This window comes from Denitromonas halophila (assembly GCF_007625155.1).
Classification (GTDB): domain Bacteria; phylum Pseudomonadota; class Gammaproteobacteria; order Burkholderiales; family Rhodocyclaceae; genus Nitrogeniibacter; species Nitrogeniibacter halophilus.
Map to the genome: position 1 here is coordinate 87,041 of NZ_VMNK01000006.1, position 24,758 is coordinate 111,798.

Annotated in this window: 26 protein-coding genes and 1 tRNA gene; 7 read left to right on the plus strand and 20 right to left on the minus strand. The window is 64.4% G+C overall.

Translation table 11 applies throughout. The features are described 5' to 3' along the window. Positions 1–137: 137 nt before the first annotated feature. On the plus strand, positions 138–794 hold the full coding sequence (locus tag FHP91_RS07410; protein WP_144308971.1) for a prepilin-type N-terminal cleavage/methylation domain-containing protein: 657 nt from the start codon (positions 138–140) through the stop codon (positions 792–794). Here the strand turns inward: FHP91_RS07410 and FHP91_RS07415 are convergent. Beyond that, a complete protein-coding gene (locus FHP91_RS07415; RefSeq protein ID WP_144308972.1) occupies positions 791–2,761 on the minus strand; it encodes a monovalent cation:proton antiporter family protein in 1,971 nt (656 codons plus the stop codon). The genes FHP91_RS07410 and FHP91_RS07415 overlap by 4 nt on opposite strands. Positions 2,762–2,870: 109 nt before the next feature. Here FHP91_RS07415 and FHP91_RS07420 point away from each other — a divergent pair, with 109 nt between their 5' ends. The 5 genes from FHP91_RS07420 (at position 2,871) to phaP (ending at position 6,694) form a co-directional block, all read left to right on the plus strand. After that, complete coding sequence (locus FHP91_RS07420; RefSeq protein ID WP_144308973.1) at positions 2,871–3,860, plus strand: KpsF/GutQ family sugar-phosphate isomerase; 990 nt, start codon at positions 2,871–2,873, stop codon at positions 3,858–3,860. Positions 3,861–3,869: 9 nt separating this feature from the next. Next, on the plus strand, positions 3,870–4,445 hold the full coding sequence (lptC, locus tag FHP91_RS07425; RefSeq protein ID WP_144308974.1) for an LPS export ABC transporter periplasmic protein LptC: 576 nt from the start codon (positions 3,870–3,872) through the stop codon (positions 4,443–4,445). Then, the gene (gene lptA / locus FHP91_RS07430; protein ID WP_144308975.1) at positions 4,442–4,966 is read left to right on the plus strand and encodes a lipopolysaccharide transport periplasmic protein LptA; all 525 of its coding nucleotides are present in this window, start codon (positions 4,442–4,444) and stop codon (positions 4,964–4,966) included. Before lptC ends, lptA begins: the two co-directional genes overlap by 4 nt. Before the next feature lie 55 nt (positions 4,967–5,021). After that, a complete protein-coding gene (locus tag FHP91_RS07435) occupies positions 5,022–5,798 on the plus strand; it encodes an enoyl-CoA hydratase (protein WP_144308976.1) in 777 nt (258 codons plus the stop codon). A gap of 335 nt (positions 5,799–6,133) precedes the next feature. Then, positions 6,134–6,694: a phasin family protein gene (phaP, locus tag FHP91_RS07440; protein WP_144179315.1), complete on the plus strand. Its 561-nt coding sequence runs from the start codon at positions 6,134–6,136 to the stop codon at positions 6,692–6,694. 518 nt (positions 6,695–7,212) lie between these two features. Here phaP and FHP91_RS07445 read toward each other — a convergent pair. From FHP91_RS07445 to FHP91_RS07490, 10 genes are all read right to left on the minus strand, one after another. Then, on the minus strand, positions 7,213–7,956 hold the full coding sequence (locus tag FHP91_RS07445; protein WP_144308977.1) for a lysophospholipid acyltransferase family protein: 744 nt from the start codon (positions 7,954–7,956) through the stop codon (positions 7,213–7,215). A 7-nt stretch (positions 7,957–7,963) separates the two neighbouring features. Further along, complete coding sequence (gene gmhB / locus FHP91_RS07450; protein ID WP_144179443.1) at positions 7,964–8,500, minus strand: D-glycero-beta-D-manno-heptose 1,7-bisphosphate 7-phosphatase; 537 nt, start codon at positions 8,498–8,500, stop codon at positions 7,964–7,966. 28 nt (positions 8,501–8,528) lie between these two features. Next, a complete protein-coding gene (gene glyS / locus FHP91_RS07455) occupies positions 8,529–10,613 on the minus strand; it encodes a glycine--tRNA ligase subunit beta (protein ID WP_144308978.1) in 2,085 nt (694 codons plus the stop codon). After that, positions 10,613–11,539 carry a glycine--tRNA ligase subunit alpha gene (gene glyQ / locus FHP91_RS07460; RefSeq protein WP_144308979.1) on the minus strand — a complete coding sequence of 309 codons (927 nt, stop codon included), beginning with the start codon at positions 11,537–11,539 and terminating at the stop codon, positions 10,613–10,615. Before glyQ ends, glyS begins: the two co-directional genes overlap by 1 nt. Positions 11,540–11,666: 127 nt before the next feature. Next, the gene (gene lnt, locus FHP91_RS07465) at positions 11,667–13,160 is read right to left on the minus strand and encodes an apolipoprotein N-acyltransferase (RefSeq protein ID WP_144308980.1); all 1,494 of its coding nucleotides are present in this window, start codon (positions 13,158–13,160) and stop codon (positions 11,667–11,669) included. Further along, positions 13,160–14,002 carry an HlyC/CorC family transporter gene (locus FHP91_RS07470; RefSeq protein ID WP_144308981.1) on the minus strand — a complete coding sequence of 281 codons (843 nt, stop codon included), beginning with the start codon at positions 14,000–14,002 and terminating at the stop codon, positions 13,160–13,162. Before FHP91_RS07470 ends, lnt begins: the two co-directional genes overlap by 1 nt. 45 nt (positions 14,003–14,047) lie before the next feature. After that, positions 14,048–14,758, minus strand: a complete 711-nt coding sequence (gene ybeY, locus FHP91_RS07475; RefSeq protein WP_144308982.1) for an rRNA maturation RNase YbeY — start codon at positions 14,756–14,758, stop codon at positions 14,048–14,050. After that, a complete protein-coding gene (locus FHP91_RS07480) occupies positions 14,745–15,737 on the minus strand; it encodes a PhoH family protein (protein WP_144308983.1) in 993 nt (330 codons plus the stop codon). Before FHP91_RS07480 ends, ybeY begins: the two co-directional genes overlap by 14 nt. After that, positions 15,738–17,075, minus strand: a complete 1,338-nt coding sequence (gene miaB / locus FHP91_RS07485) for a tRNA (N6-isopentenyl adenosine(37)-C2)-methylthiotransferase MiaB (RefSeq protein ID WP_144308984.1) — start codon at positions 17,073–17,075, stop codon at positions 15,738–15,740. It abuts the gene before it with no gap. Positions 17,076–17,084: 9 nt separating this feature from the next. Beyond that, complete coding sequence (locus FHP91_RS07490) at positions 17,085–17,570, minus strand: hypothetical protein (RefSeq protein WP_144308985.1); 486 nt, start codon at positions 17,568–17,570, stop codon at positions 17,085–17,087. Positions 17,571–17,615: 45 nt separating this feature from the next. On the opposite strand from FHP91_RS07490, the gene FHP91_RS07495 reads away from it, so the two are divergent. Next, positions 17,616–17,692 (plus strand) — tRNA-Met (locus FHP91_RS07495). A 225-nt stretch (positions 17,693–17,917) separates the two neighbouring features. On the opposite strand, the gene FHP91_RS07500 is transcribed toward FHP91_RS07495, so the two are convergent. From FHP91_RS07500 to FHP91_RS07540, 9 genes are read right to left on the minus strand one after another with little or no spacing between them, the layout of a single operon-like run. Then, positions 17,918–18,394, minus strand: a complete 477-nt coding sequence (locus tag FHP91_RS07500) for an acyloxyacyl hydrolase (protein WP_144308986.1) — start codon at positions 18,392–18,394, stop codon at positions 17,918–17,920. Beyond that, positions 18,391–18,921 carry a hypothetical protein gene (locus tag FHP91_RS07505; protein ID WP_144308987.1) on the minus strand — a complete coding sequence of 177 codons (531 nt, stop codon included), beginning with the start codon at positions 18,919–18,921 and terminating at the stop codon, positions 18,391–18,393. The genes FHP91_RS07500 and FHP91_RS07505 overlap by 4 nt, the downstream gene beginning before the upstream one ends. A 14-nt stretch (positions 18,922–18,935) precedes the next feature. Next, a complete protein-coding gene (locus FHP91_RS07510; RefSeq protein ID WP_144308988.1) occupies positions 18,936–19,787 on the minus strand; it encodes a gp53-like domain-containing protein in 852 nt (283 codons plus the stop codon). Between the two features lie 3 nt (positions 19,788–19,790). Continuing rightward, a complete protein-coding gene (locus FHP91_RS07515; RefSeq protein ID WP_144308989.1) occupies positions 19,791–20,372 on the minus strand; it encodes a YmfQ family protein in 582 nt (193 codons plus the stop codon). Further along, positions 20,372–21,427 carry a baseplate J/gp47 family protein gene (locus tag FHP91_RS07520; protein WP_144308990.1) on the minus strand — a complete coding sequence of 352 codons (1,056 nt, stop codon included), beginning with the start codon at positions 21,425–21,427 and terminating at the stop codon, positions 20,372–20,374. Before FHP91_RS07520 ends, FHP91_RS07515 begins: the two co-directional genes overlap by 1 nt. A gap of 1 nt (position 21,428) precedes the next feature. Continuing rightward, complete coding sequence (locus tag FHP91_RS07525; protein WP_144308991.1) at positions 21,429–21,803, minus strand: phage GP46 family protein; 375 nt, start codon at positions 21,801–21,803, stop codon at positions 21,429–21,431. Between the two features lie 2 nt (positions 21,804–21,805). Then, positions 21,806–22,378, minus strand: coding sequence for a phage baseplate assembly protein V (locus tag FHP91_RS07530; RefSeq protein WP_144308992.1), 573 nt, complete (start codon positions 22,376–22,378; stop codon positions 21,806–21,808). After that, a complete protein-coding gene (locus tag FHP91_RS07535; RefSeq protein WP_144308993.1) occupies positions 22,375–23,499 on the minus strand; it encodes a phage baseplate assembly protein in 1,125 nt (374 codons plus the stop codon). The genes FHP91_RS07530 and FHP91_RS07535 overlap by 4 nt, the downstream gene beginning before the upstream one ends. After that, entirely contained in the window at positions 23,483–24,703 is a 1,221-nt protein-coding gene (locus FHP91_RS07540; protein ID WP_144308994.1) for a DNA circularization protein, read from the minus strand. Before FHP91_RS07540 ends, FHP91_RS07535 begins: the two co-directional genes overlap by 17 nt. Between the last annotated feature and the right edge of the window lie 55 nt (positions 24,704–24,758).

Consider the following 24,758-nt stretch of genomic DNA (forward strand, 5'->3'; position numbering starts at 1 on the left):
CCGCTGTCAACATTTCGACACCTTGCCGTCAGCTATCGGTCACTTTCCCGCGCCATTCCATACGAATCGCGCCTATCACCTTGGAAATACGGCGGCACACAACTTGCTTACCCTAAGCGTATTGTGGAGATCTTTCAATGAAAAGCACCCCCCGGAAATACCAGCGTGGCTTCACCCTCGTGGAGATCGCAGTCGTCCTCGTCATCATCGGCCTGCTGCTCGGCGGTGTGCTGAAGGGACAGGAGTTGATCAACAACGCCAAGGTCAAGAGCCTGGTGCAAGAGTTCAAGAGCGTTTCGACCATGGTGTATGGCTACCAGGACCGGTTCCGCTTTCTGCCGGGGGACGATCCGCAAGTAGTCAATCACGTTGCCGGCACTCTGGCCACCACCACACCGGCCGATGTTGGCAACGGCCGCATTGATGGCGCGTGGGACTCCGCCACGAAGACCGACGAATCCTTTTTGTTCTGGGAGCATGTGCGTCTCGCCAATCTGGCAAACGGCAGCACTGACATTGATGATGCCGTCAACTACCTGGAGCGGAATGTCGAAAACGGTCGCATCGGGGTGACAAGCAACCCCGCACCAATCACCGGCCTTCCTGGCCAGTTCTTTATCTGCTCTGGCAATCTCACAACACGTTTCGCACGCCAGATCGACACCACCATGGACGATGGCATCACCAATACCGGCACCGTCCGCGTCAGAGCCGGCGCTGCACTGGCGGCCGTCAATCTCACCGCGGCAGACGAAAACGACGGCAATGTCTACACCGTCTGCGTGGGCTACTAAACGCCCCGCATCAGCCGCTGCTCGGCCAGTTCCAGATTGCCTGGCACACCGAGCAGCACCACCACATCGCCGGCCTGGATGTCGGTTTCCGGCCCCGGGCTGAGCCCACGGATGTTTCGTCGGCGCACGACCGACACCGTCACGTTCAGCAACGCAAAATCCATGTCGCCGATGGTCTGCCCCACCGACCCGGCGCCCGGCGGTATCACCACCGAATGCAGCCGTGACTGCTGAGACTCCGGCCCCTCCGGCGCGTCATCAGCGCCATGAAACAAGCCTTGCATCAATGCGTAACGCTGACGGCGAATCTCGCGGATGCGGCGCAGCACGCGATTGAGCGGCACACCGATCAGCGCCAGGGCATGCGAAGCGAGCATGATGCTGCCCTCAAAGGCCTCGGTGACCACTTCAGCCGCCCCTGCATCCGACAGCTTGGTCATTTCCGCCTCATCCACCGCCCGCGCCACAATGGGCAAATCGGGCCGAATCGTCTGCACATGATGAATCACCCGCAAGGCCGCATCCACACCAGAGAACGACACCACTACCGCGCTGGCCCGCATCACGCCTGCCGCCTGCAGTGTTTCGTGGCGGGCGGCGTCGCCGTACACCACAGTGTCGCCCGCCGCGCCAGCCTCCCGCACCCGCTCGGGGTCGAGGTCCAGCGCCACATAGCTGATGCCCTCCTGCTCAAAGAAACGCGCCAGATGCTGACCGCTGCGACCGTAGCCGCAGATCACGATATGCCCGGTGGTATTCAGGCTCTGCGCCGCGACCCGGGTCAGCTCCATCGAGCGCATCAGCCACTCAGACGCCACAAAGCGCATCACCAGCTTGTCGCTCACCTGCACGATCAGCGGCGCCACCAGCATCGACAACACCAACGCCGCCACCGTGACCTGCAGCAACACCGGCGACAACAGATCCAGTCCATCGATCTGCGAGAGCAGCACAAACCCGAACTCACCGCCTGCGCACAACCACAGGCCGGTACGCATGGCGGTGCCAGGCGTCCCGCCAAACAAGCGTGAGGCGCCACCGGCAATCAATAGCTTGAAGACCAGCAAGGCGGCCACCATACCCAGCACGGCAGGCAGGTGAAGCAGGATTTCGCCCACATCCAGGAACATGCCGACCGTGACGAAGAACAGGCCAAGCAACACGTCCCGGAACGGCTTGATGTCCTCCTCCACCTGATAGCGATACTCGGTTTCGGAGATCAGCATGCCCGCCAGAAAGGCGCCGAGCGCCAGCGACAACCCCACCAGCTCACTCAACCAGGCCAGGCCGAGGGTGATCAGCAGCACATTGAGCATGAACAGCTCACCCGAGCGCCGCCGGGCCACCAAGGTAAACCAGGCCCGCATCAGACGCTGGCCAAACACCAGCACCAGGGCCAGCATGGCCGCCGCCTTGATCGCCGCCACCGACAGCGTCGCAAACAAGGCGTCGCCGGGCTGCGACAAGGCCGGGATCAGGATCAGCAGCGGCACCACTGCGATATCCTGAAACAGCAGCACACCAATGACTTCCCGACCATGCCGGGATTCAAGCTCCATCCGGTCGGTCAGCAATTTTGACAGGATCGCGGTCGACGACATGGTCAGAATGCTGCCCAGGGCAAAACTGGTCAGCAGGCTCAGGCCGAGCGCCCAACCTATCAGCATCACCAGCGCAATCGATCCGGTCACCTGCACCGCCCCCAGACCAAACACGATGCGCTTCATCGCCACCAGGCGGGGCAACGAAAATTCCAGTCCGATCGAGAACATCAGGAAGACCACGCCGAATTCCGCCAGGTGGCGCGCGCCGGCCGAGTCTTCCATCAAATTCAGCGCATGCGGCCCCACCGCCGCACCAACCAGCAGGTAACCGAGCACAGGGGGGAGGTTAATACTACGAAACAGGCCGACCACCAGCACGGCGGCGGCAAGCAACAGCAGAACCAGTTCCAGGGTATTGACCATGCGCGACGCCAGTTGTCCTCAATCCGCGGGGCATCAGGCCGAAAGGGCGGCAGCGGCCTTCTGATATACTTTTTCGTCCAAGTTTAACCGCAATCTTCGACCCACCCCAATGTCCCGCCCCACCTCATTTTCGCCGGAAGCCTCTCTGGCGCAGGCGCGTCGTGTCCTCACCATCGAGGCCGCTGCAGTCGCTGCGCTGATTCCCCGTCTCGACGCGGCGTTTCCGCGCGCGGTGGAAATGATTCTGGCCGCGCCGGGGCGTGTCGTCGTGACCGGCATTGGCAAAACCGGGCATATCGGGCGCAAGCTCGCCGCCACGCTGGCCAGCACCGGCACCCCGGCCTACTTCGTGCACGCGGCCGAAGCGGCCCATGGCGATCTGGGCATGATCACCTCGGCCGATGTGGTGATTGCGCTCTCTCATTCCGGCAGCAGCGCCGAGCTGCTCACCATCGTGCCACTGGTCAAGCGCCAGGGCGCGCGCCTGATCGCCATCACCGGCCACGCCAACTCGCCGCTCGCCAAAGAGTCCGACGTCCATCTGGATGCCGGCGTCAGTGAAGAAGCCTGCTCGCTCAACCTTGCACCCACGGCCAGCACCACTGCCGCGCTGGCCATGGGCGATGCCCTGGCCGTCGCCCTGCTCGACGCGCGCGGCTTTGCCGAAGCCGATTTCGCCCGCAGCCACCCCGGCGGCTCGCTGGGTCGGCGCCTGCTCACCCATGTGCGCGACGTCATGCGCAGCGGACCGGCGCTGCCAATGGTCCGCCCGAACGCCAGCGTGACCGACGCCTTACTCGAAATGTCGCGCGGCGGCATGGGCATGGCCATCGTGGCCGACGCCAACGCGCAGCCAGCCGGCGTCTTTACCGACGGTGACCTGCGCCGCGCGCTGGCCGGCACCGACGACATCCGCCACGCGGCACTCACCACGCTGATGACCCGCAATCCGCGCAGCATCGGGCCGGAGGCCCTGGCAGCCGAAGCGGCCGAACTGATGGAGCGCCACCGCATCAACCAGTTGCTGGTCGTTGATAGCGACGGCATGCTCGTTGGCGCGCTCAACATGCACGACCTGATGCAAGCCAAGGTCATCTGAGCCCGCCGCATGCGCCTGAGCCCCCAGCATCTCTATCCGATCATGGCACTGGCGGCGCTCGCCGCCGGCAGCATCTGGCTCGAGCGGATCAGCACAGACCCCAACGCCTCGCCCGAACCCAAAGCCATGCTTGGCCCCGACGTCATCGTCGAACACATGGCCTTGACCCGCTTCGACCTCACCGGCACGCCGCAGTACTACATCGACTCGCAACAGATGCGCCACCTCCCCGCCCAGGCGCAATCCGAACTCATCGAACCCATCGTGCGCTACGAACGCGACGGCATGCATTTGCGCCTGACCGCCGACCACGGCATCACACGTGACGATGGCGAGCGCGTCGACCTCAAAGGCCAGGTCCGCGCCCAACGTACACTGCCCGACAAACCCGAATCCACCTTCGCCTCGGACACCCTGGTGCTGTGGCCCAATACCGAACAAGCCAAGTCCATTGATCCGGTCGTGCTGACCCAGGACGGCGCCATCGTCCACAGCAAGGGCATGACCGCCGACAACCTGTTTGGCGAAATCACCCTCACCGGCGGCGTCGTCGCCAACCTGCCCATCAAGCGGAAGCAACCATGAACACACGCCTCTGTCTGCTCGCCCTCACCGCCAGCCTCTGGGCGGGCCACGCGATCGCCGAACGTGGCGACCGCAGTCAGCCCGTCAACATCGAAGCCGACAAGGTCACAGTGGATGAGCGTAAGAAAATCCACCTGTTTGAAGGTAAAGTCGTCCTCACCCAGGGCACGCTCGAAATCCGTGGCGACACCCTCACCGTCACCCAGGATGCCGACGGCTTCCAGAAAGGCGTTGCCACCAGCCACGGCAAAGGCCTGGCCCGCTTCAAGCAAAAGCGTGACGGCACGGGCGATTACGTCAACGGCACGGCCGAGCGCATCGAATACGACGGCCGCACCCAGATGACCCACTTCTACATCCGGGCCCATGTCACCAGCGGCAAGGACGAGGTCCAGGGCGAATTCATCGAATACGATGGCTACACCGGCCAGTATGTGGTCACCAACAGCGGCTCCAAATCGGCCAACACGGGCGGCTCGAGTCGCGTGCGCGCGGTCATCCAGCCCAAGACCACGCAGTAAGCCCCCACAATCAAACGACGGGCAGCGCCCGATCGATAACACAAGGAGAAATGCAGTGAGCTACGAGAACATCCTGGTTGAAACACGCGGCCGCGTCGGCCTCATTACCCTCAATCGTCCCAAGGCACTCAATGCACTCAACGATGTGCTGGTCGACGAAGTCGGCGCCGCGCTCGACGCCTTCGAGTCGAACGACGACATCGGCGCGATCGTCATCACCGGATCGGAGAAAGCCTTTGCCGCCGGCGCCGACATCGGTGCCATGGCCACGTTCTCGTACATGGACGCCTACCTGAGCGACTACATCACCCGCAACTGGGAGCGCGTCAAGACCTGCCGCAAACCCATCATCGCAGCAGTCGCCGGCTACGCGCTGGGCGGCGGATGTGAAATGGCCATGGCCTGCGACATCATCATCGCCGCCGACACCGCCAAATTCGGCCAGCCCGAGATCAAGCTCGGGATCCTGCCGGGTGCCGGCGGCACGCAGCGCCTGCCGCGTGCGGTCAGCAAGGCCAAGGCCATGGACATGTGCCTGACCGCCCGCATGATGGACGCCATCGAGGCCGAGCGTGCCGGCCTGGTATCCCGCGTCGTGCCCGCCGACAAACTGCTGGACGAAGCCCTCACCGCGGCCGAGACCATCGCCGGCTTCTCGCTGCCCGTGGTCATGATGATCAAGGAGTCGGTCAACCGCGCCTACGAGTCCGGCCTGTCCGAAGGCCTGCTCTTTGAGCGTCGCGTCTTCCACTCAGCGTTTGCACTCGAAGACCAGAAAGAAGGCATGGCCGCCTTTGTCGAAAAACGGGCTGCAGACTTCAAGCACCGTTAAGCTCGCCCCGGGGCGGCGGCCGCTCGGCCACGCCCCTCGCGCCCGCCTGCGGCGCCCTCGCCCCACCCCGGCCGTCACATGACGGCAACATCCAGCTGACACACTGCAACAGCCGAATCACTGCGACATTCGCATCGGCTATCTATCGCGCAGATGACGGGATCAGCCATCCATCAAACAGCTTTCAGCAAGCCGATGTTTTGTATCAATATTTTTCTTGAAAATGAAGTTGTGCGACGCAACATTTCGGTTGACAGCAGATTTTTTCTGCCTATAATCCAAACTATGCCGCACCGCAGCATTACGTGGCCACCAACTTAACTCAGGAGAAACACATGTTCGCCACCCCCGAGCAATTCGCCGCTACCAACAAAGCCAACATCGAAACCGTGCTGACGCTGGCTAATGCCGCTTTCGCCAGTGCCGAGCGCCTGGCCGCCCTGAACCTGAACACCGCCCGTGTCTTCCTGGAAGACGGCGTGGCCAACACCAAGGCCCTGATGGCCGTCAAGGACGCACAAGAGTTCGTGACCATTCAAAGCACCCTGGCTCAGCCGGCTGTCGAGAAAATGGTTGCCTACGCTCGCAGCGTTTACGAAATCGCCACCCAGAGCCAGGACGAAGTGTCCAAGCTGATGGAAGGCCAGATCGCTGAAGTGAACAAGGGTGTTGCTGAAGCCCTCGACAAGGCTGCCAAGTCCGCACCGGCTGGTTCCGACGTCGCTGTTGCTGCCGTCAAGTCCGCCATCGCCGCCGCCAACTCCGCTTACGACAGCATGAACAAAGCTGCCAAGCAAGTGGCCGAGATCGCTGAAGCCAACGTTGCCGCTGCTACCAGCGCCACCGTCAAGGCTGTGGGCACCGCTCAGAAAGCCGGCACCAAGAAAGCTGCCTAATCAGCACGCTACTTGATGTTGAAGAGACCCCGCTTCGGCGGGGTCTTTTTTTGTCCGTACCGCCAGGCAACGGCATACGAACACGGCACGAAACGCATTGTCCAAGAAGCAGCAAAGCTCACTTGGCCCCGCGGCACCCACCCTTACCACCCCAGCTCGCCCAACCGACGACAATACCCCGCCGTCTCGACGCACCACGCTTCGGTGAGGTGCTTCGGCGAGGTGCTTCGGTGAGGTGCTTCGGTGAGGTGCTTCGGTGAAGTGCCTCGGTGAAGTGCCTCGGTGAAGTGCCTCGGTGAAGTGCCTCGGTGAAGTGCCTCGGTGAAGTGCCTCGGTGAAGTGCCTCGGTGAAGTGCCTCGGTGAAGTGCCTCGGTGAAGTGCCTCGGTGAAGTGCCTCGGTGAAAAAGCCGCGGCCAGGTGAGCAGGACTCACCGACACGGCGACCGTGAAACCATCAGACCATCCCGCCGGCCATCCATGCCGGCCTGGCTAGCGACACCAAGCCTCGCATGAAAAATCAGGCCGTGCCCTGCACCGCCTCATCGGGATAGTGCGACGGAAACAGGCGTCGCATCTCGCTCTCGATCCACGCCTCGGCGCGACGGTTGACCTCATCCGGCGCCAGGCCGGTCGGGTCGATTTCCGGACCGATGCTGACCACGATCTCGCCGGGCTGCTTGACGAAGGCGTTGCGGCGCCAGAACTCGCCGGCGTTGTGTGCAATCGGCAGCACCGGGACACCCGCCTTGATGCCCAACCATGCGCCGCCCGCCTTGTAGCGACGGGTCGCGCCCGGTTCGACGCGCGTCCCCTCGGGAAACACCACCACGTAAAAGCCTTCGCTCAAACGGGCCTTGCCCTGCTCCACCACCTGCGCCAGTGCGTCTTTGCCCGCCGCACGGTCAATGGCGATGTTGGGCATTTTCCCGAGCCCCCAGCCGAAAAACGGCAAGCGAAGCAACTCGCGCTTGAGCACAAAACAGATCGGCGGCAGGATGCGTTGCAGCGCGATGGTCTCCCAGGCCGACTGGTGTTTGCACAGCACCACGCAAGGATCCGCAGGAATGTTGTCCGCACCGATCACGCGATGACGAATGCCCAGCAAATGCTTGATGAACCACATGGCCAGCGTCGTCCAGCCACCGATGAGTCGATAGCGCATCTGCGGCGGCAGCGGCGTGCTGAGCATGCCGACCAGGGCAAACACCGGCGTGATGAACACCAGCACCACGGCAAACAGGGTTGAACGAATCAGGGGCATGGCCAGCTCAGTCCAGCAAAAGAGTGTCCGCAATCGCGGACAGATCGGGGAAGATCAAGGTGTCGGGCGGCAGCTCGGGGTCTTCACGGGTACGCTCGCCCTTGCCGGTCAGCACCAGATAGGTCTGACAGCCGACGGCACGACCGGCTTGCAGGTCGCGCAGACTGTCGCCAACCATCGGCACGCCGGTCAGATCGATATTGAAGCGCGACTCGATCTGCTTGAACAGGCCGGGCTTCGGCTTGCGGCAATCACAGGTCGAGTCCGCCGCATGGGGGCAGAAAAAAATCGCATCCAGCCGCCCGCCAACCTGCGCCAGGGACTCCACCATCTTGGCGTTGATGGCGTTGAGCGTATCCATGCCAAACAGGCCACGGCCCACGCCGGACTGATTTGACGCGAGCACCACCCGCCAGCCCGACTGGTTGAGCCGGGCAATGGCTTCGAGCGAACCGGGGATGGGTATCCACTCTTCGGGCGACTTGATGAACTGGTCGGAGTCCTGGTTGATAACCCCGTCCCGATCAAGAATGATCATTTTCATAGGCCTGCCTCCCGGCGGGTAATGACACTCACACGGACAGTCGTGACAAATCGGCCACGCGATTCATCTGGCGCGCCAGTGCCGCGAGCAAGGCCAGACGGTTGGCGCGAATGAGCGGCTCCTCGGCCATCACCATGACGTCCTCGAAGAAGCGATCGACCGCCGCACGCAAGCCGGCCAGCACACGCAGGGCTTCGGCGTCATCCTCGTTGTCGAAGTAGGCATCCACTTGCGGCGACACCTGATTGAGCTGTTCGAACAGCGCTTTTTCTGCCGGCTCTTGCAGCAAGGTGACATCGGGCTGACCCGGGACGACATCGGTTTTCTTGAGGATGTTGATGATCCGCTTGTTGGCCGCGGCCAGCGCTTCGGCCTCGGGCAGCGCGCGGAAGGCCGACACTGCCGCCAGTCGTGCCGGCACGCGGTCGATGCGCATCGGATTGAGCGCCAGTACGGCGTCGATCTCTTCACCCGCATGACCGGCCTCGCGCAGCAGGTGACGCAGACGGTCCTGCATGAAGCCGAGCAGCGCCTCGGGCACCGGCTCGGTCAGCTGACCGGCCGCAAAGCCCTGAACGGCATCGGCGATGAGTGCCGACAGATCCAACGGCAACGGGGTTTCCATCAGGATGCGCAGCACGCCGAGCGCGGCGCGGCGCAGACCGAAGGGGTCTTTGTCTCCGGTGGGCACCTGGCCAATGCCAAAGAAGCCGACCAGCGCGTCGAGTTTGTCGGCCAGCGCCACCGCGGCGGCCACATTGCCTTGCGGCAGCGCGTCACCAGCGAAGCGCGGCAGGTAGTGCGCCTGCACGGCATCGGCCACCACCTCGCCCTCGCCGTCGTTGAGCGCGTAGTAGCGGCCCATCACGCCTTGCAGTTCGGGAAACTCGCCAACCATGTCGGTGACCAGATCGGCCTTGGCCAGCCGTGCCGCGCGTGCGGCGGCGGTTTGGTCAGCACCGAGTCGCGCCGCGATCTTGCCGGCCAGCACTTCGAGGCGCTCGACCCGGCTCAGCACGCTGCCGAGTTTGTTGTGATAGACCACGTTGGCAAGACGCTCGACACGAGTGGCCAGCGGCTGCTTGCGGTCGGTGTCGAAGAAGAAGCGCGCATCGGCCAGGCGCGGGCGGACCACGCGCTGGTTGCCGGTGATAATGTTCGTCGGATCCTGCGGGCGCATGTTGGACACGATCAGGAAGCGATTGAGCAGCTTGCCCTCGGCATTGAACAGCGGGAAATACTTCTGGTTGGCCCGCATGGTAAGGATCAGGCATTCCTGCGGTACGGCCAGGAAGCCGGCCTCGAACTCGCCCACATACACCGTCGGATGCTCGACCAGCGCGGCCACTTCGTCGAGCAGATCGGCGTATTCGTCCAGGCTGGCGTTTTGACGCGCGGCCTCGGCGGTGAGCTGGGCGTCGATGTCGGCGCGGCGCTCATCGAAATTCGGGATCACCTTGCCTTCGGCCAGCAGCGTGGTTTCATACGCATCGGCATTGGCCACGCTCAGCTCGCCACGACTCATGAAGCGGTGCCCCATGGTCAGGTTGCCTGACTCGAGATCCAGCACCTGCCCCGGCACGACGCGATCACCGTGCATCATGATGAGCTTGTGCACCGGTCGCACGAACTGCGCCTCGCCCGCGCCCCAGCGCATCACTTTCGGAATCGGCAGCGCCTTCACGGCGATGCCCACCACCTCGGCCAGCACCGCATCCAGACTCGCGCCCGGCACCAGGCTGGTATAGAACAGCGCCTCGGCCTTGCCGTCCATGCGGCGTTCAAACTTAGGCACTTCGCTGGCGTCGATGCCCTTGGCTTCGAGCTTTTTTAGCAGCGGTGCTTTCGGCGTGCCATCAGCCTCCAAGGCCACCGCCACCGGCATGAGCTTTTCGGTGACTTCGCGTGCTGGCGCCGTCGCGCGAACACCGGCAATGGTCACGGCCAGACGGCGCGGCGAGGCATAGGGACGGAAGCCGGCGTCAGCATCGGCCAGCCCGCGCGACACCAGTTCTTCCTGAATACGACGGGCAAAGGCCTCGCCCAGACGCGGCAACGCCTTGGGCGGGAGTTCTTCGGTCAGCAGTTCGACGAGCAGGGTCGCGTTGGACATCACGCGGCCTCCTTGGAGTTCGGTTGTGATTCAGCCAGCATCGGAAAGCCGAGGGCTTCACGCGAGGCAAAGTAGGCGGCCGCGACGCTACGCGACAGATTGCGGATACGGCCGATATAGGCCGCGCGTTCGGTCACCGAAATGGCGCCACGCGCATCAAGGAGGTTGAAGGCGTGCCCGGCCTTGAGCACCATCTCGTAGGCCGGTAGCGCCACGCCAACGTCCATCAGGCGCTTGGCTTCGGACTCGTAGCCCGAGAACAACGAGAACAGAAAGTCGACGTTCGCGTGCTCGAAGTTATAGGTCGATTGCTCGACCTCGTTCTGGTGATAGACATCGCCGTAGGTCACCGGCCGGCCATCGGGCGCGATCGACCAGATCAGGTCATACACGTTCTCGACGCCTTGCAGATACATCGCCAGACGCTCCAGGCCATAGGTGATCTCGCCGAGCACCGGCTTGCAGTCGATGCCGCCGACTTGCTGAAAATAGGTGAACTGCGTCACCTCCATGCCGTCCAGCCACACCTCCCAGCCCAGGCCCCAGGCGCCGAGCGTGGGGTTCTCCCAGTCGTCTTCAACAAAGCGGATGTCGTGCGCGTTGGTGTCGATGCCCAGCGCGCGCAGCGAATCGAGATACAGCTCCTGGATATTCAGCGGCGAGGGCTTGAGCACCACCTGAAACTGATAGTAGTGCTGCAGGCGGTTGGGATTTTCGCCGTAGCGGCCATCCTTGGGGCGGCGCGAGGGCTGCACATAGGCCGCGTGCCACGGTTCCGGGCCGATGGCGCGCAGGAAGGTGGCGGTATGCGAGGTGCCGGCGCCCACTTCCAGATCATAGGGTTGGAGCAGCACACAGCCCCGCTCGCCCCAGAAATGCTGGAGGCGGAGGATGACTTCTTGAAACGTCGGTTTTTTTACGGACATGAGCTTGGCGGTCGGGCGACGACCGCGTAAGAAGCAAAACGCCGATTTTACTGGCTAAACGCCCGATGTCGAAGCCGGATCGTGCCTTTTGTCATGTTGAGGGCCAAAAGGCCCCCGCGCCAGGCGCTCAAGCTGAGGCCTCGCGCACCGGGTTGCGCCAGCGCGACCACATCGCCGGCAGCAAGGCGAGCGCGGCCAGGCTCAAGGCCAGCGCGTCGCCCCAGCGCAGATACGGTGTCAGACCGGCCATGCCCTGCACCATTACGGTCAGCACATCGCGGGTAAACGGCGCCAGCGCGCCGGCCACGCGGCCATCGGGCAAGATGGCCGCGGTCATGCCGGTATTGGTCGCCCGCAGCATCGGCCGACCGGTTTCCATGGCGCGCACCCGGGCAATCTGCAGATGCTGGGGCTGGGCAAAGGAGTCGCCGTACCAAGCGAGGTTCGACAGATTGACCAGAATGCTCGCCTCGCCCGCCCGGCGACGAATCTCTTCGCCAAACGTATCCTCGTAGCAAATGTTCAGCGCCAAACGCTGGCCGGCCAGATGCATCAGCGGCTGATCCGCCGCCCCGCTGGTCTGGTTCGACATCGGAATCTTGGCGAGCCGGTAAAACCAGTCGAAACTGGGTGGCGAGTATTCACCGAAGGGCACGAGATGCTGCTTGGCGTAAGTTTGGGTTGGCGAAGCGCCCACGCTGAGCGCAGCGTTGTAGATGTGGCCTTCGGCATCGCGCATGAACACGCCGACGATGGCGTCGCCCTTCCGAGCGGCCGCACTGGCCCCCATTTGCGCCAGATAGCCCGCCGGCAAACGCTCGGCGAGCATCGGCAGTGTCGACTCAGGCAACACCACGATCTGGGCCGGATGAGTGCGCACCAGTTCGAGGTTCAGATCCAGCCATTGCTGGAGGCGCTCGGGCTGCCATTTGAGATCTTGCTCGATATGCGTTTGCACCAGCGCGGCGGTCACCGGCTCGCCGTCGGGCACCGTCCACGCCACTGAACGCAGGCTCTGACCGAGGCCAAGCAAGAGCACGGCCGAAACGGTCCAGGGCATCAACCGCCCGGGCCCGCGCTGAATCATGATGCCAAAACCCGCCGCCAGCGCGGCAACCAGGGCACTCACGCCATACACGCCCAGGACCGGGAAGAAGCCGGCCAGCGGGCTGGGCGGCGTTTGGGAATAACCAATCGCCAGCCAGGGGAAGCCGGTCAGCACCCAGCCGCGCAAGTATTCGGTGAGTGCCCACAGACCGCCGGCGAGCAAGGCGTCACGCGCCGTTCGACCGCTACGAAAGCGAACAAACAAGGCCCCGGCCACCGCCGGCCACAGCGCCAGATAGGTGCAGAACAGAAAGATGCAGAAGGCAGCCAGCACCGAGGGCATGCCACCGAATTGGTGCAACGCGACGTACAGCCACGACACCCCGCCCAGAAACGAACCGAGCCCCCAGGACAGGCCAATGGCAAAGCCGATGCCCGCCTGATGCTGCCGCACCAGCAGACCGAACAAGATGGCCAGACTCAGGACGGCCGCCGGAAACAGCTGAAAAGGGGCAAACCCAAGCACCGAGACGACGCCGGCGAGCATCGCCATCAGCGGCACACGAACGCGCATCAGGACTCCGTGGGAACGGGCTTTGGCGCAGCCTCGACCTGCAGGGTGTGAACCCGCCGGCTATCGGCGCGCAGCACCTGAATACGCAAGCCTTCGATGTTGACCACCTCGCCGCGCTTGGGCAGACGGCCGAGGTGCCGAATGACCAGCCCGCCGATGGTGTCGCAATCCTCTTCGCTGAAGTCGCGATCGAAGGCTTCGTTGAAGTCCTCGATCTCGGTGGTGGCCTTGACCCGGTAGCGGCCCTGCTGGTCGAGGCGGATGTTGTCTTCGACCTCATCAAAGTCGAATTCGTCCTCGATGTCGCCGACGATCTGCTCCAGCACGTCTTCAATCGTCACCAGCCCGGCCACGCCGCCGTATTCATCGACCACGATAGCCATGTGATTGCGGCTGACACGGAACTCGCGCAGCAACACGTTGAGGCGCTTGGACTCGGGCACGAACACCGCGGGGCGCAGCATGTCGCGCACGTCGAGCTCTCGCCCGGCGAAGTAGCGCAGCAGATCCTTGGCCATCAGGATGCCGACCACATCGTCGCGGTTTTCACCCACGGCAGGGAAGCGTGAGTGGGCGGTGTCGATCACCACATTGGCAATGGCATCGATCGGGGAATCGAGCTGGACGATGTCCATCTGGGCGCGCGGCACCATCACTTCGCGCACCTGCATGTCGGAGACCTGCAGCGCGCCTTCGATGATGGACAGCGCATCGGCATCGAGCAGATTGCGCTCGAAGGCGGAATGCAGCAGGCCGATGAGTTCGTCGCGATCCTCGGGCTCAGGTGACAGCAAGGCCGAAAGACGGTCCAGCAAACTAGGTCGACTCGGGGGGTTATCCATTCAGGGGTTCAGACTCACAACAAAAAATAAGTAACAGCAAAACGGTCATTCAGCATACGGATCGGGGTAGCCCAGACTGGCGAGAATCTCGCGCTCCATGGCTTCCATGCCCTCGGCGTCGGCAGCGTCTTCATGATCCATCCCTTGCAGGTGAAGCATGCCGTGCACCACCAGGTGCGCCAGATGCGCGGTCAGCGATTTGCCCTGCGCCTCGGCTTCGGCCACCACCACGGGCAGGCAGATCACCAGATCACCGGTCAGCGCGCCGTCCGATTCATCGTAGACGAAAGTCAGCACATTGGTCGCGTAATCCTTGTCGCGGTAGTCGGCGTTCAGCTTGCGGCCTTCGGCCTCGCCCACCCAACGCAGCGTCACATTGGCGTCGCGCATCAAGGCGGCGTTCGCCCATTCACGAATCAGTTTCTTCTTGGGACGCACACGCTTGGGCTCTTCTTCGGCCGGCACCGCGTTCTGCACGGTCAGCGTCAGCACCGGCTCGGCGTCCGCATCGACGCCATCGATGAGGGTGTCTACATCCAGCATGACCAGATTGCAGGCCGCCGGTTTCAGCGTAATGACAGGCACGCCGGCGGGCGCCTCGGCTTGCAGTTCGATGTCGCCCTCATCGGCAAACGGCAGGCTCAGCGTCAGCGTGCGGCCGTCCGGCCAGCGCACTTCGATGGCCTCGGCCTTGAGCGCACGGCTGCGACCGCGACTGTCGATGGCGTTGAAGGTCGGCAGATCATTCGTCGTCATTCGTGCGCTCCTTGTTGCGCGCCCGCGCGGCTTTGTCGCGGCGTTTGTTCATCTGTTCGTAGGCTTCAACGATGCGTGCCACCAGCGGGTGACGCACCACGTCTTCCTTGAGGAATTCGGTAAACGCGATGCCGCGCACACTGGCCAGGATATCGCAGGCCTCGCGCAGCCCGCTGTGATTGCCGCGCGGCAGGTCGATCTGGGTCAGGTCGCCGGTCACCACCGCCTTGGCGCCGATGCCGATACGGGTGAGGAACATCTTCATCTGCTCGGGCGTGGTGTTCTGCGCCTCGTCGAGGATGATGAAGGCGCGGTTGAGCGTGCGCCCGCGCATGAAGGCCAACGGCGCGATCTCGATGATGCCGCGCTCAAACAGCTTGCCCACCCGCTCGAAGCCGAGCAGATCGTTGAGCGCGTCGTAAAGCGGTCGTAGATAGGGGTCAACCTTCTGGTTCAGATCGCCCGGCAAAAAGCCCAGGCGCTCCCCCGCCTCGACCGCCGGCCGGGTCAGGATGATGCGCTCGACATGCTCGCGCTCCAGCGCATCGACCGCACTGGCCACGGCAAGAAAGGTCTTGCCCGTGCCCGCCGGCCCAATGCCGAAGGTAATGTCGAACTCCTGGATCTGATTGAGATACTGCACCTGGCGCGGCGTGCGCCCGTGCAAGTCGGCCTTGCGGGTCAGCAGGGTCGGCGCCTTCTGGGGCATGTCGGCCGCATTGGCCAACTCGACCAGCCCGAGCTGAATGTCATCGACGCTCAGATGCTCGCTCGACTGGGCATAAAAATGCCGCAGCGCCTCCATCGCCAGCTGCGCCTTGGCCGGCGTGCCGAGCAAGGTGAAATGCTCGCCGCGACGGGCAATCGCAATCTCGTAGGCCGTTTCGATCTGGCGCAGGTTCTCGTCCAGCGTGCCGCACAGATTGACCAGCCGGGCGTTGTCCAGCGGCTCGAGGACCAACTCTAGTGATTTGGCCACTCAGACTTCCCGCGTCACGATGTCGCCGCGCAAACTGTGCGGCAAGGCCGAGGTGATGGTCAGATCGACAAACTGACCGATCAGGCGCGGATTGCCCACAAAATTGACCACCCGGTTGTTGTCGGTACGCGCTGCCAGCTCCTCGGTCGACTTCTTCGACACGCCCTCGACCAGCACCCGCTGCACCGAACCCACCATGGACTGGCTGATCACCTGTGCCTGCTCGTCGATACGCTTTTGCAAGCGCGACAGCCAGGCCAGCTTCTCGGTGTGCGGCACCGGGTCGTCCAGATCCGCCGCCGGCGTGCCGGGGCGCGAGCTATAGACAAAGCTGAAGGACGAATCGAAACCGACCTCGTCGATCAGCTTCATGGTCTTTTCAAAATCCGCCTCAGTCTCGCCGGGGAAACCGACGATAAAGTCGGACGACAGCGACAGATCCGGCCGCGCCGCGCGCAACTTGCGCACCACCGACTTGAACTCCAGCACAGAATAGCCGCGCTTCATTGCGGCAAGAATACGGTCCGAACCCGATTGCACCGGCAGATGCAGATGCGACACCAGCTGCGGCAACTTCTCATACACCTCGAACATGCGCGGCGTCATCTCGCGCGGATGCGAGGTGGTGTAGCGCAAGCGCTCGATGCCGGGGATCCCCGCCACGCACTCGAGCAAGAACGCGAAGTCGCCAATTTCGGTGCCGCCCTTGGTCAGCGTGCCGCGCCAGGCGTTCACGTTCTGGCCCAGCAGCGTCACTTCCTTCACGCCCTGCGCGGTCAGCGTCGCCACCTCGGTCAGCACATCGTCCAGCGGACGCGAGACTTCTTCACCGCGGGTGTAAGGCACCACGCAAAAGCTGCAGTACTTGGAGCAGCCTTCCATGATCGACACGAACGCGCTCGCGCCCTCCACCCGGGCAGGCGGCATGGCGTCGAACTTCTCGATCTCAGGGAAAGAAATATCCACCTGTGAGCGACCGGAGCGTTTGCGCTCGGCAATCATCTGCGGCAGGCGGTGCAGGGTCTGCGGGCCAAACACCAGGTCGACATACGGCGCGCGCTTCACGATCGCGTCGCCTTCCTGGCTCGCCACACAGCCGCCCACGCCAATGATCAAGCCCGGCTTCTGCTCCTTGAGCAGCCGCACCCGGCCCAGATCATGAAACACCCGCTCCTGCGCCTTCTCGCGCACCGAACAGGTATTGAACAGAATCACATCGGCGTCTTCCGGGGAGTCGGTCTTGACCAGCCCCTCTTCCGCGCCCAGCACATCCACCATCTTGTCCGAGTCGTACTCGTTCATCTGGCAGCCAAAGGTGCGGATATAAACCTTCTTCATCGCCGCCCCTTACTTCTTGCGCTTGGCCAGCGCGGCCTGCTCTTGCGGCGAGAGGATCCAGATGCGGTTCACCATGCCCTGAAAGTCCGTCTTCACGCCCACCACATGGCTGCCGTACAGGTTCGACGGCATCACAATCATGTTATTTGCGTTGCGCACCTGCGCCGCCGGCGACAGCATCACCTTCTTCTCGCCGAGCATCACCGCGGCGCCTCCCTGGGCCACCATGGTGGTCACCACGACGTCGTCCGGCAACTGCCGCAGGCTTTGCGCCAACGCAACAGAAGACAAGAGGCATGCCGCCAACGCGGCAAACAAGGCAGTAAAACGAGAAATCAAAACAGGACCCGAACCGTTTCGCCGGAGGCGAAACCCTTTGTCAGCAAGGCAAAGATGGTCGCCGAAGCCCCCCGAAAAGTCAATGCAAGCACCTGATTCAACACGCCAAATCAAGCCCGAAAACAGCCGCCCCCACACCAACAATTCACGCCGCAACCCCTTGACAATACACAGGCTCTCTCATAGGATGCCGGGCTCGGCGGTGATGTAGCTCAGACGGTTAGAGCGATGGATTCATAACCCATAGGTCGGCGGTTCGATTCCGCCCATCACCACCAACAAATACAAAAGCCGCTGGCCCGCGAGGATCAGCGGCTTTTTCCGTTGTGTGTAACCGCGCGCGCTTTTTGACACCGTTTCGCGCTTTTTTTGTCACTGCGGCCGTGGCTAGAAAAGCTGTCCGTTACCAGCACCTTCCCAGTTCACGATGACCGGCTTCTTTGACGCCTACTGCGCACCTCCGGCCTGGTGCGCTAACACCGGGCCGGTCGCCCTCTTTCTGATCAATACGTGAAGCGGATCTGAATGCCGTCGACGCCGGTGTTTGGCTGGTGGATGCCTGCCGAGCTGTAGTGGAAGTACTCCAGCTGCATCACGCTCCACTCCAGGCCGATTCCGAGGCGAAAATTGCTGTCGCCGATGAGGGCTGATCCATCAACGTAGGCCACTCCCAAGCGAAGGTAGTTGTTGGCGCCGAACACACGCCACGGCGGCCGGACGATCCGGGAAAACGATAGCGCCCTGACCTCGCCTTGCGGGCCGTTGTGGGTATCGCCGGCCCCGGTGATTGCTGCGGCGATTTCCCACCCGTTGGGCAGCTCATAGCCGAACTCCCCCCAGGGCGCCGATGAATTCACGACAGTTCGGCCAAGGCCAACACGGATGCCTGGTGCAGCCTCGGCTTCCTTGATCAGAAACGCGCCATACGCAATAGCGACAATGAAGGCGGCGACGGCTACGCGGGTCCATTTGATCTTCATGGCCACACCACCAGTGCGAGCTCATCGGTATCCGCCGCATCATCAATCGCGCGCATCAGCGTCTGCTTGGTGGCAAGTGCCGATTGGAACGCCCCGGCGACCGCGATAACGATCTGCAGCGCGGCTGAAAAGCTCAGCACGTGAGGCAGGTTGTCACTTGAATAGAACGTCACGTCAGACAGGCCTGCGGACTCAGCCAAGCGCTTTGCGGCATCGAGCTTGATAGCGCTGTCGAAACCGCCATCCCAAGTGACGCCGTCGGCGATCACTGGTGCCTCGGCGGACAGGGCGTAGGCGGCGCGGATATCGGCGCGCTTAGACTCCTTCATCTCCTCGAACGTCGGGGGCGGCGGATCGATCAGGGTCGGTGCGCCAGTCAGGTCGGCTGCGATGATTTTTCCAATGGATTGACCGTAGAGCAGAGAGAGGTGCTCTGCGGGAGTGATGGCGACAGCATCGGGGGGCATTGCTGCGTGGATGCTCGGGCTGTAGAACCCTCCAGCAGAAGCCGAATAGTGCATGTCCATTTTGCGAGACCTCCTTAGTGACCAATGGCGAAGAATCGCGCACCGGCAACAGTGGATGACGGGTCAAATGCGATCGTGATCGATGCCGCATTGACGGCTGATACGCCGACCTCCGCGGTGCCGTTCACGTCGACGTTGCTTGCCAGCGCTTCCAGGCAGGCCGTCGGAAACGCAATTGGAAGCGTAGCTACGGTGGCCGTGCCTGACCGGGCCACATACCCCCACTGGAGGATCAGCCCCCCAGGCCACTTCTGGTAGCCGTTTCCAGCAAGGCTCTGATTTGCACCCTGCATAGACTCAGCCAAGCGCAGCGGGGTCAGGACTTTCGCGTTGTCGGTCTGCGCTTGGGCATCTGCCGTTGATGCAATCGACACCGATGCGGCCGGGTTCTGCAGCGACCACTTATCCAGCACCGAGTCATACCGCAGTACGACCCAATGCCCTGCGCCGGCGACGTCTCCAGCGGCCAGAGCAAGATTGTTGCCCTTGACGATGGTCTTGGCCGCAATCGTGCCGCTGGCCGGGGTGAACGTCGGCGTGGTCGTGGCATTCGCGGCGGCGGCGCGCACGCACAGCGTCATGCCATCGATCAGCGCTGATACTTCCGGGTCGAAAACGGCGGTGATCGCGTCAGCCGTACCGCCGGCCGCAGCAGCGCCGAGGGTGCCGATCTGGATGGCGGTGGCGAGCTGGTCGAGCGTGCCGTTATCTGGCGTGAGCCCGGCCGCGGCAATGGCGGCGACGATTTCGCGCTGGGGGTCTTCGATCGCGGCCGCGGGCGGGATGCTGCCCTCGGTGCCGGTGGTGGGGTTGCCATCGATGTACGGATCGCCGGGGTCTCCACCGACGGGTGGGTTGTAGTCCATTGGTTATGCTCCTTCGTAGGATACAAATAGCCGGGTGTGGGCGGGCTTGAGCCGCTGGAACGTGCACTCCAGGTCTTCTGCCCGGGTGATCTTGAGCAGCGGGTCTGTGCCAACTTGCGACTCGCCACAGCGGAAATAGGTGACGCGTGGCCCAGCCAACCGAACCCGCCAGACAAATCGCATCTGAGCCGGGTTCAGCGCCTGAACTCCGCACTGGCTGATGCCGCAGATAAACGGGCGGTACTCTTCGATTTCGACGGAGTAGCCAAGCCGCTCGGCGACACCCATGAAGTAGGCGCGGCTCGCGCCGCCACCGCCTGCAATCCGGGCCACCAGGGCGGCGCGGCGCTCTTGCAGCGTGGTGGCCAGTGCGGCGCTGCACTTGTCCGGCAACCCGGCGACGCGCTCCCAATCGGTGATCAGCGCCAGCGTGTTGCGCGGGTCGGCTTCGTCATGCAAGGCGCTGGCGGCCAGCTGGGCCGCATCGAGGCGCGCGCCCTCGGCGTCGGCCTCGGCGCCGAGCAGCTCGGCATTGGGGTCGATCGCGCCGGGCGGCAGCAGGCGGCGCAGGAGATCGGCGTGCATCACGACAGGCTCACCGTGCCGAGAACGGCGAGCTCGACGGCGGTGTCATCTACCGTGGTGGTGACATTGGCCGCCGGCGACGTGAGGGTAAAGTCGACAACGCCGTCGATATCGCTGATCAGTGCCGCGATCTTGCTCCGGTAAACGGTGTCACCCGGCGCCAGCGTGGCGAAGTACGAAACCAGGGCGCCCTGGATGGCGTCACTGGTAGCGGCCAAGGTGATTCCGTCGAGCACCAGCGCAGCCGTTACGTCGACCTGCACTTCGGCGGGGCCGAAGGCAAGGAAGTCCGCGGTCGCTGGTCGCTCCATGTCGATATGGGTTTGCACACTCGCGATCAGCTGTGCGCTTGGTTGCCCCGACGCTGGCAGGGGCACGACGTCGACCGTCCCGTCCCCGCGACGCAAGGAGAAAACATAGGCTCGCTCGACGCCAGGCACCTCGCGCGCCCAAGCCTCGTAGTCGTGCTTCGCCCCACCATGTGGCGGCTTCCGGATGCGGTAGAGCAAGCGATCGAGCAGCGATGCGGGGGTTTCCACGTCGGTGCCGCCGGTCATCAGGGTGATGGTGGCTGCGCTGTCCACGCCGGAGGGGGCGCTGGTGAGGGTGAGCTGCGTCGCGGCGTCGGCGTTGCCGGCGGCGCCCGGCACCACGGCCTGCGCGGCGATGGCGATGCTGCCGCCGCCGGGGATGGTGTCTGCCGCGGTGGTGACATAGGCCACCCCGGCCGATGTGCGCGCCTCGGTACCGACAAGCACGGGTGCGCCAGGCGTGCCGGTGAAGGTGATCGTTCCGCTTGCCACGCTGGCGGCCTTTAGTTGGATCTCGAACAGGCTGGCCCAGCGCTCCAGGTAGTCGTCATCGGCGGTGTCTGGCAGGATCTGGCGGGCGATCCACTGCTGGTGCTGATAGAGACCTTCGATCGCGGCCGCCACCGCGTTGGCGCGGATGGCGTAGTCGGAGTCCGACCCCACGGCGGCGCCGGGCAGCTGGTTGGCGATGTCGCGCAGGATCGCGTCGCGGATGTCGGGGTAGTCGGGCGTGGTGAAGGGCATATCAGATCACTGTCACGGGGTGGGTGAAGGTCTGGCGGCCGCCGCCGGCATCGGTCACTTCGATGCGCAGATGCAGGCGGCCGTTACCGGGGCGCTCGGTGGTGATGTCGATGGCCGTGGCGCGGCCGTCGTCGAGGATGGGCTGCAGTGCCACTTGGGCGTACTGGCGCGCCAGCACTGCCACGCGGGCCAGATCCTTTTCGCGCGCCAGCTCGTGCAGTCGGCTGCCCATGGTGGGCTCGGCCCAGTAGCTGCCGCGCGGGGTCATCAGGCGCAGATAGACGGCGTTGGCCAGGCCCGCGGCGGGGTCGCGCTGCGCGGCGCCGGCGCTCAGGCGGTAGTCGCGGGTATCGGGGTCGATCCAGGCGTCGGTCATGGTCAGGTCTGCTGCGTCGGCGTGTTGGTTTCGCCGTTCGTGTCGTTTTCGTGGTGGGTGTGGATGTCGTACAGGTCGCGCATGGCCGACATCGACTGCCCTCCGGTGGCGAACAGGTCGGTGATCTCGCCGTCGGCCTGCACCTGCGCCGTGGTGGTGATCAGCGGCGTGTCGATCTGCACCTTGGTGGCGGCCGTGATCTTGAGCGTGTTCGTCGTCACCTCGATCAGCCGCCCGCGCTTGAGCACGATGCTGTCGCCCTCGTCGGTGTAGATGGCCACCTCGCCATCCTTGAGCCCCTTGATGCGATACGCGCCGTGCTCGGTGCCAATCACGATGCCATGGGCCGTCTTGCCACCGATTGGCAGCACCACCGCCATGGTGCCGGGCGGCGGTACAGACGTGAGTCCGTAGTGCTGGAACAGCTCGGCGTCGCGGATCGGCTCGCCGGCCAGGCCCTCAGCCTGCACCAGCGCCACGGCCGGGGCGGCGTTGACGCGCGAGATGACGGCGCGGAAGGCCTTTCGAACCTGGCCCATGGCGCGCTGGACGCGGGCGTCGATGGTCTTGATCATTGCGCGCCACCGGACAGGTCAATGATCTTGCCCGGCAGGCTGTTCTTGCCGCGCCGGTGTTTGCGCTTGTGCGGATGCGCTTCGATCGCCCACACGCCGTCCTCGGCCAGCGTCAGCTCGGTGGAGGTGCCGGCCGCGCGTGAGGCGCTGAAGCGGCGCGCCATGATGAACATGGGCGCGTCGATGCCATGCGGCTCGCTCACCACATGCACCCGCTGGCCCGCCGCCCACAGAAGGCCGTTGCCCGGCTCGCCCGGCGCCACGATGCGAAAGCCCTTGACCGTGGCCGTGAGCGAGTAACCGCCCAGGCGGCCGTCGGAGATGATTTTGCGCGCGCGCGACGCGCACACCGCGGTGTTGTCAGCCTCGTGGTCGATTGCGATGCGCGGCCGGTACCACGACACGCCAGTGTCCTCGACGGTGGCGCGCAGCGCATGCTTGCCCGATTCGGTCTCGGTGCCGTGGGTCTGGCCCAGCACAGTCACTCGCGAGTGGCGCCCCGCGATGGAGCGACGCTCCTCGAGGCGCTCGACGTTGGTGGTGCCGTTGGTGCGCAGCACCAGCGTGGCCACCGGCGCGGTGGTGTAGTCCGGCCCGCCCACCACCAGGGTGCCGTCGGGTTCGAACCACGGCCACAGGCCATTGGCTGCGGCCACGTTGGCCAGGGCGTCCCATGCGGTATCGCCGGGCTCGACATTGACCTTCTCGCGTGTGCGCGTGGCCACCGCGTCAATGCGGACGCGTGTCACGCCCAGGGGCTTGACGATCTTGGCCGCCACATCGGCCAGGCCCACTTGGCGGGCGGAGAAGATCGGCGCGCTGCAATCGACCAGCACCGCCGCGCCGTCACGGCCCGACAGCGACAGGTCATGACGGCCACGCTCGACCGAGCGGGTCACTGCATCCACACGCCCGGTCATGATGCGTTCGCCGTCGATGCGGATCTCGACCGGCGCGCCCGGCGCCACCGCTGTCGGCAGCGACTGCGCGCTGGTAGTGCCCAGCGATACGTGCCAGGCGTCGGCCGGCACCAGCAGGTCGCTATCGGCCTCGGCGCGGTCCCAGCTGTCGTGCACGCGGCCGCCAATCAGCACCTGGAGGCTGTCATTGCGCGTAGGCATTGATGCGGTCTCCGGTGTTAAGCGCGTTGGGCGTGCGCAGGGTGTTCAGGCGCCACAGCTCGGGCGCGCGGGTGTGGTCGCCATACAGGCGATGGGCGATCAGACGCAGGTTGCCCGGCGCCGTGAGCGTGCGCACCACCAACGGCGGGCGCGCTTCGATGATGGCCTGCGCGGCCTCCTGCACCGCCAGCGCCTGGGCGCGCAGCGGCTCGACGATGCGGCGGGCCGTCTCCAGCGGGTAGAGCGCGCGCACCGCCTCGATCGCCGCATCCAGTGCGGCGCGGGCGGCGTTGGCCACCGTCTCGATATCGACCGGCGTCAGGGTGGGGGTTTCGGCCTCGGCGCCGAGCAGCGCGGCGGCGTTCTCGGCCTGGCCGGTGGCTACCGTCACCTGCGTGGTTACTTTTGCCGCCTCGGCGGCCTGCGATTCGGTCGGAGTAACGGACGCGCTCACCGAGGAGGTGCCCGAGCCGAACAGCGCATCGAAGCGCCCGAAACCGGTGGAAACCGCGCGCCAGTCGGTCATCACGTCGCTGGTGAAGTCGCGCGTATCGACCATGCCATCGACCAGCGAGGCCAGGTCGTTTGCCCACGCGCGCGGCTCGGTCAGCACGTCGGCGCCCGAGAGCACCACGCCCTGCACCTCGGCCAGCCCCTGGGTGATCGGCGCCAGCAGGGTCTCGCGCAGTTCGTTGAAGGCCTTGAGCGGCGCCGAGGCGCGCAGGCGCTCGATCACGCCCGCCACTGCACCGGCGGCGGCGCTTCGCACCACGGCGCTTTGCGCCGACACCGCTTGTGCCTGCTGCACCGGCAGCGCGCGCGAATAGAAGGGCTGGGGCTGATCGCGCGCCTCGACGAACTCCAGCGACACGCGGGCTTGATCGACCCCGTCCGCCTCGTGTTCGATGCCGTAGCGGCGCAGATGCACATTCATGGCGCCAAACACCGGATGCACCAACTCGCCGGCGCCGGCCTGGTCGAATACGGCAATAGCCGCCTTCAGGCGGGCCTCGTAGTCGTCACCATAGAACAGCGCGGTCAGCGTCGGGCTGCGCGGTTCGCGGCCCATGTCCTCCACGTCGGCGCCATCCACCCACGGATAGGTGTGCAGCGCCAGCGCACGGGCGGCGCCGTCGCTGGTGCTAAGCACCTCCAGGGCGACGCCGCGGAAGGTGCATTCGAGGAGGGAATCTGCCCATGCCATGGGCGCACGTTACGCGCGCGCGCGGGGCCGGATCAGGCGGAAGGGGTTCCGCCTG

Excerpts from the sequence above, each read along its gene's own strand:
- FHP91_RS07410 (WP_144308971.1), top strand. The coding sequence starts at position 138 with ATGAAAAGCACCCCCCGGAAATACCAGCGTGGCTTCACCCTCGTGGAG.
- FHP91_RS07415 (WP_144308972.1), bottom strand. The coding sequence starts at position 2,761 with ATGGTCAATACCCTGGAACTGGTTCTGCTGTTGCTTGCCGCCGCCGTG.
- FHP91_RS07420 (WP_144308973.1), top strand. The coding sequence starts at position 2,871 with ATGTCCCGCCCCACCTCATTTTCGCCGGAAGCCTCTCTGGCGCAGGCG.
- lptC (WP_144308974.1), top strand. The coding sequence starts at position 3,870 with ATGCGCCTGAGCCCCCAGCATCTCTATCCGATCATGGCACTGGCGGCG.
- lptA (WP_144308975.1), top strand. The coding sequence starts at position 4,442 with ATGAACACACGCCTCTGTCTGCTCGCCCTCACCGCCAGCCTCTGGGCG.
- phaP (WP_144179315.1), top strand. The coding sequence starts at position 6,134 with ATGTTCGCCACCCCCGAGCAATTCGCCGCTACCAACAAAGCCAACATC.
- FHP91_RS07445 (WP_144308977.1), bottom strand. The coding sequence starts at position 7,956 with ATGCCCCTGATTCGTTCAACCCTGTTTGCCGTGGTGCTGGTGTTCATC.
- gmhB (WP_144179443.1), bottom strand. The coding sequence starts at position 8,500 with ATGAAAATGATCATTCTTGATCGGGACGGGGTTATCAACCAGGACTCC.
- glyS (WP_144308978.1), bottom strand. The coding sequence starts at position 10,613 with ATGTCCAACGCGACCCTGCTCGTCGAACTGCTGACCGAAGAACTCCCG.
- glyQ (WP_144308979.1), bottom strand. The coding sequence starts at position 11,539 with ATGTCCGTAAAAAAACCGACGTTTCAAGAAGTCATCCTCCGCCTCCAG.
- lnt (WP_144308980.1), bottom strand. The coding sequence starts at position 13,160 with ATGCGCGTTCGTGTGCCGCTGATGGCGATGCTCGCCGGCGTCGTCTCG.
- FHP91_RS07470 (WP_144308981.1), bottom strand. The coding sequence starts at position 14,002 with ATGGATAACCCCCCGAGTCGACCTAGTTTGCTGGACCGTCTTTCGGCC.
- ybeY (WP_144308982.1), bottom strand. The coding sequence starts at position 14,758 with ATGACGACGAATGATCTGCCGACCTTCAACGCCATCGACAGTCGCGGT.
- miaB (WP_144308984.1), bottom strand. The coding sequence starts at position 17,075 with ATGAAGAAGGTTTATATCCGCACCTTTGGCTGCCAGATGAACGAGTAC.
- FHP91_RS07500 (WP_144308986.1), bottom strand. The coding sequence starts at position 18,394 with ATGAAGATCAAATGGACCCGCGTAGCCGTCGCCGCCTTCATTGTCGCT.
- FHP91_RS07505 (WP_144308987.1), bottom strand. The coding sequence starts at position 18,921 with ATGGACATGCACTATTCGGCTTCTGCTGGAGGGTTCTACAGCCCGAGC.
- FHP91_RS07510 (WP_144308988.1), bottom strand. The coding sequence starts at position 19,787 with ATGGACTACAACCCACCCGTCGGTGGAGACCCCGGCGATCCGTACATC.
- FHP91_RS07515 (WP_144308989.1), bottom strand. The coding sequence starts at position 20,372 with ATGCACGCCGATCTCCTGCGCCGCCTGCTGCCGCCCGGCGCGATCGAC.
- FHP91_RS07520 (WP_144308990.1), bottom strand. The coding sequence starts at position 21,427 with ATGCCCTTCACCACGCCCGACTACCCCGACATCCGCGACGCGATCCTG.
- FHP91_RS07525 (WP_144308991.1), bottom strand. The coding sequence starts at position 21,803 with ATGACCGACGCCTGGATCGACCCCGATACCCGCGACTACCGCCTGAGC.
- FHP91_RS07530 (WP_144308992.1), bottom strand. The coding sequence starts at position 22,378 with ATGATCAAGACCATCGACGCCCGCGTCCAGCGCGCCATGGGCCAGGTT.
- FHP91_RS07535 (WP_144308993.1), bottom strand. The coding sequence starts at position 23,499 with ATGCCTACGCGCAATGACAGCCTCCAGGTGCTGATTGGCGGCCGCGTG.
- FHP91_RS07540 (WP_144308994.1), bottom strand. The coding sequence starts at position 24,703 with ATGGCATGGGCAGATTCCCTCCTCGAATGCACCTTCCGCGGCGTCGCC.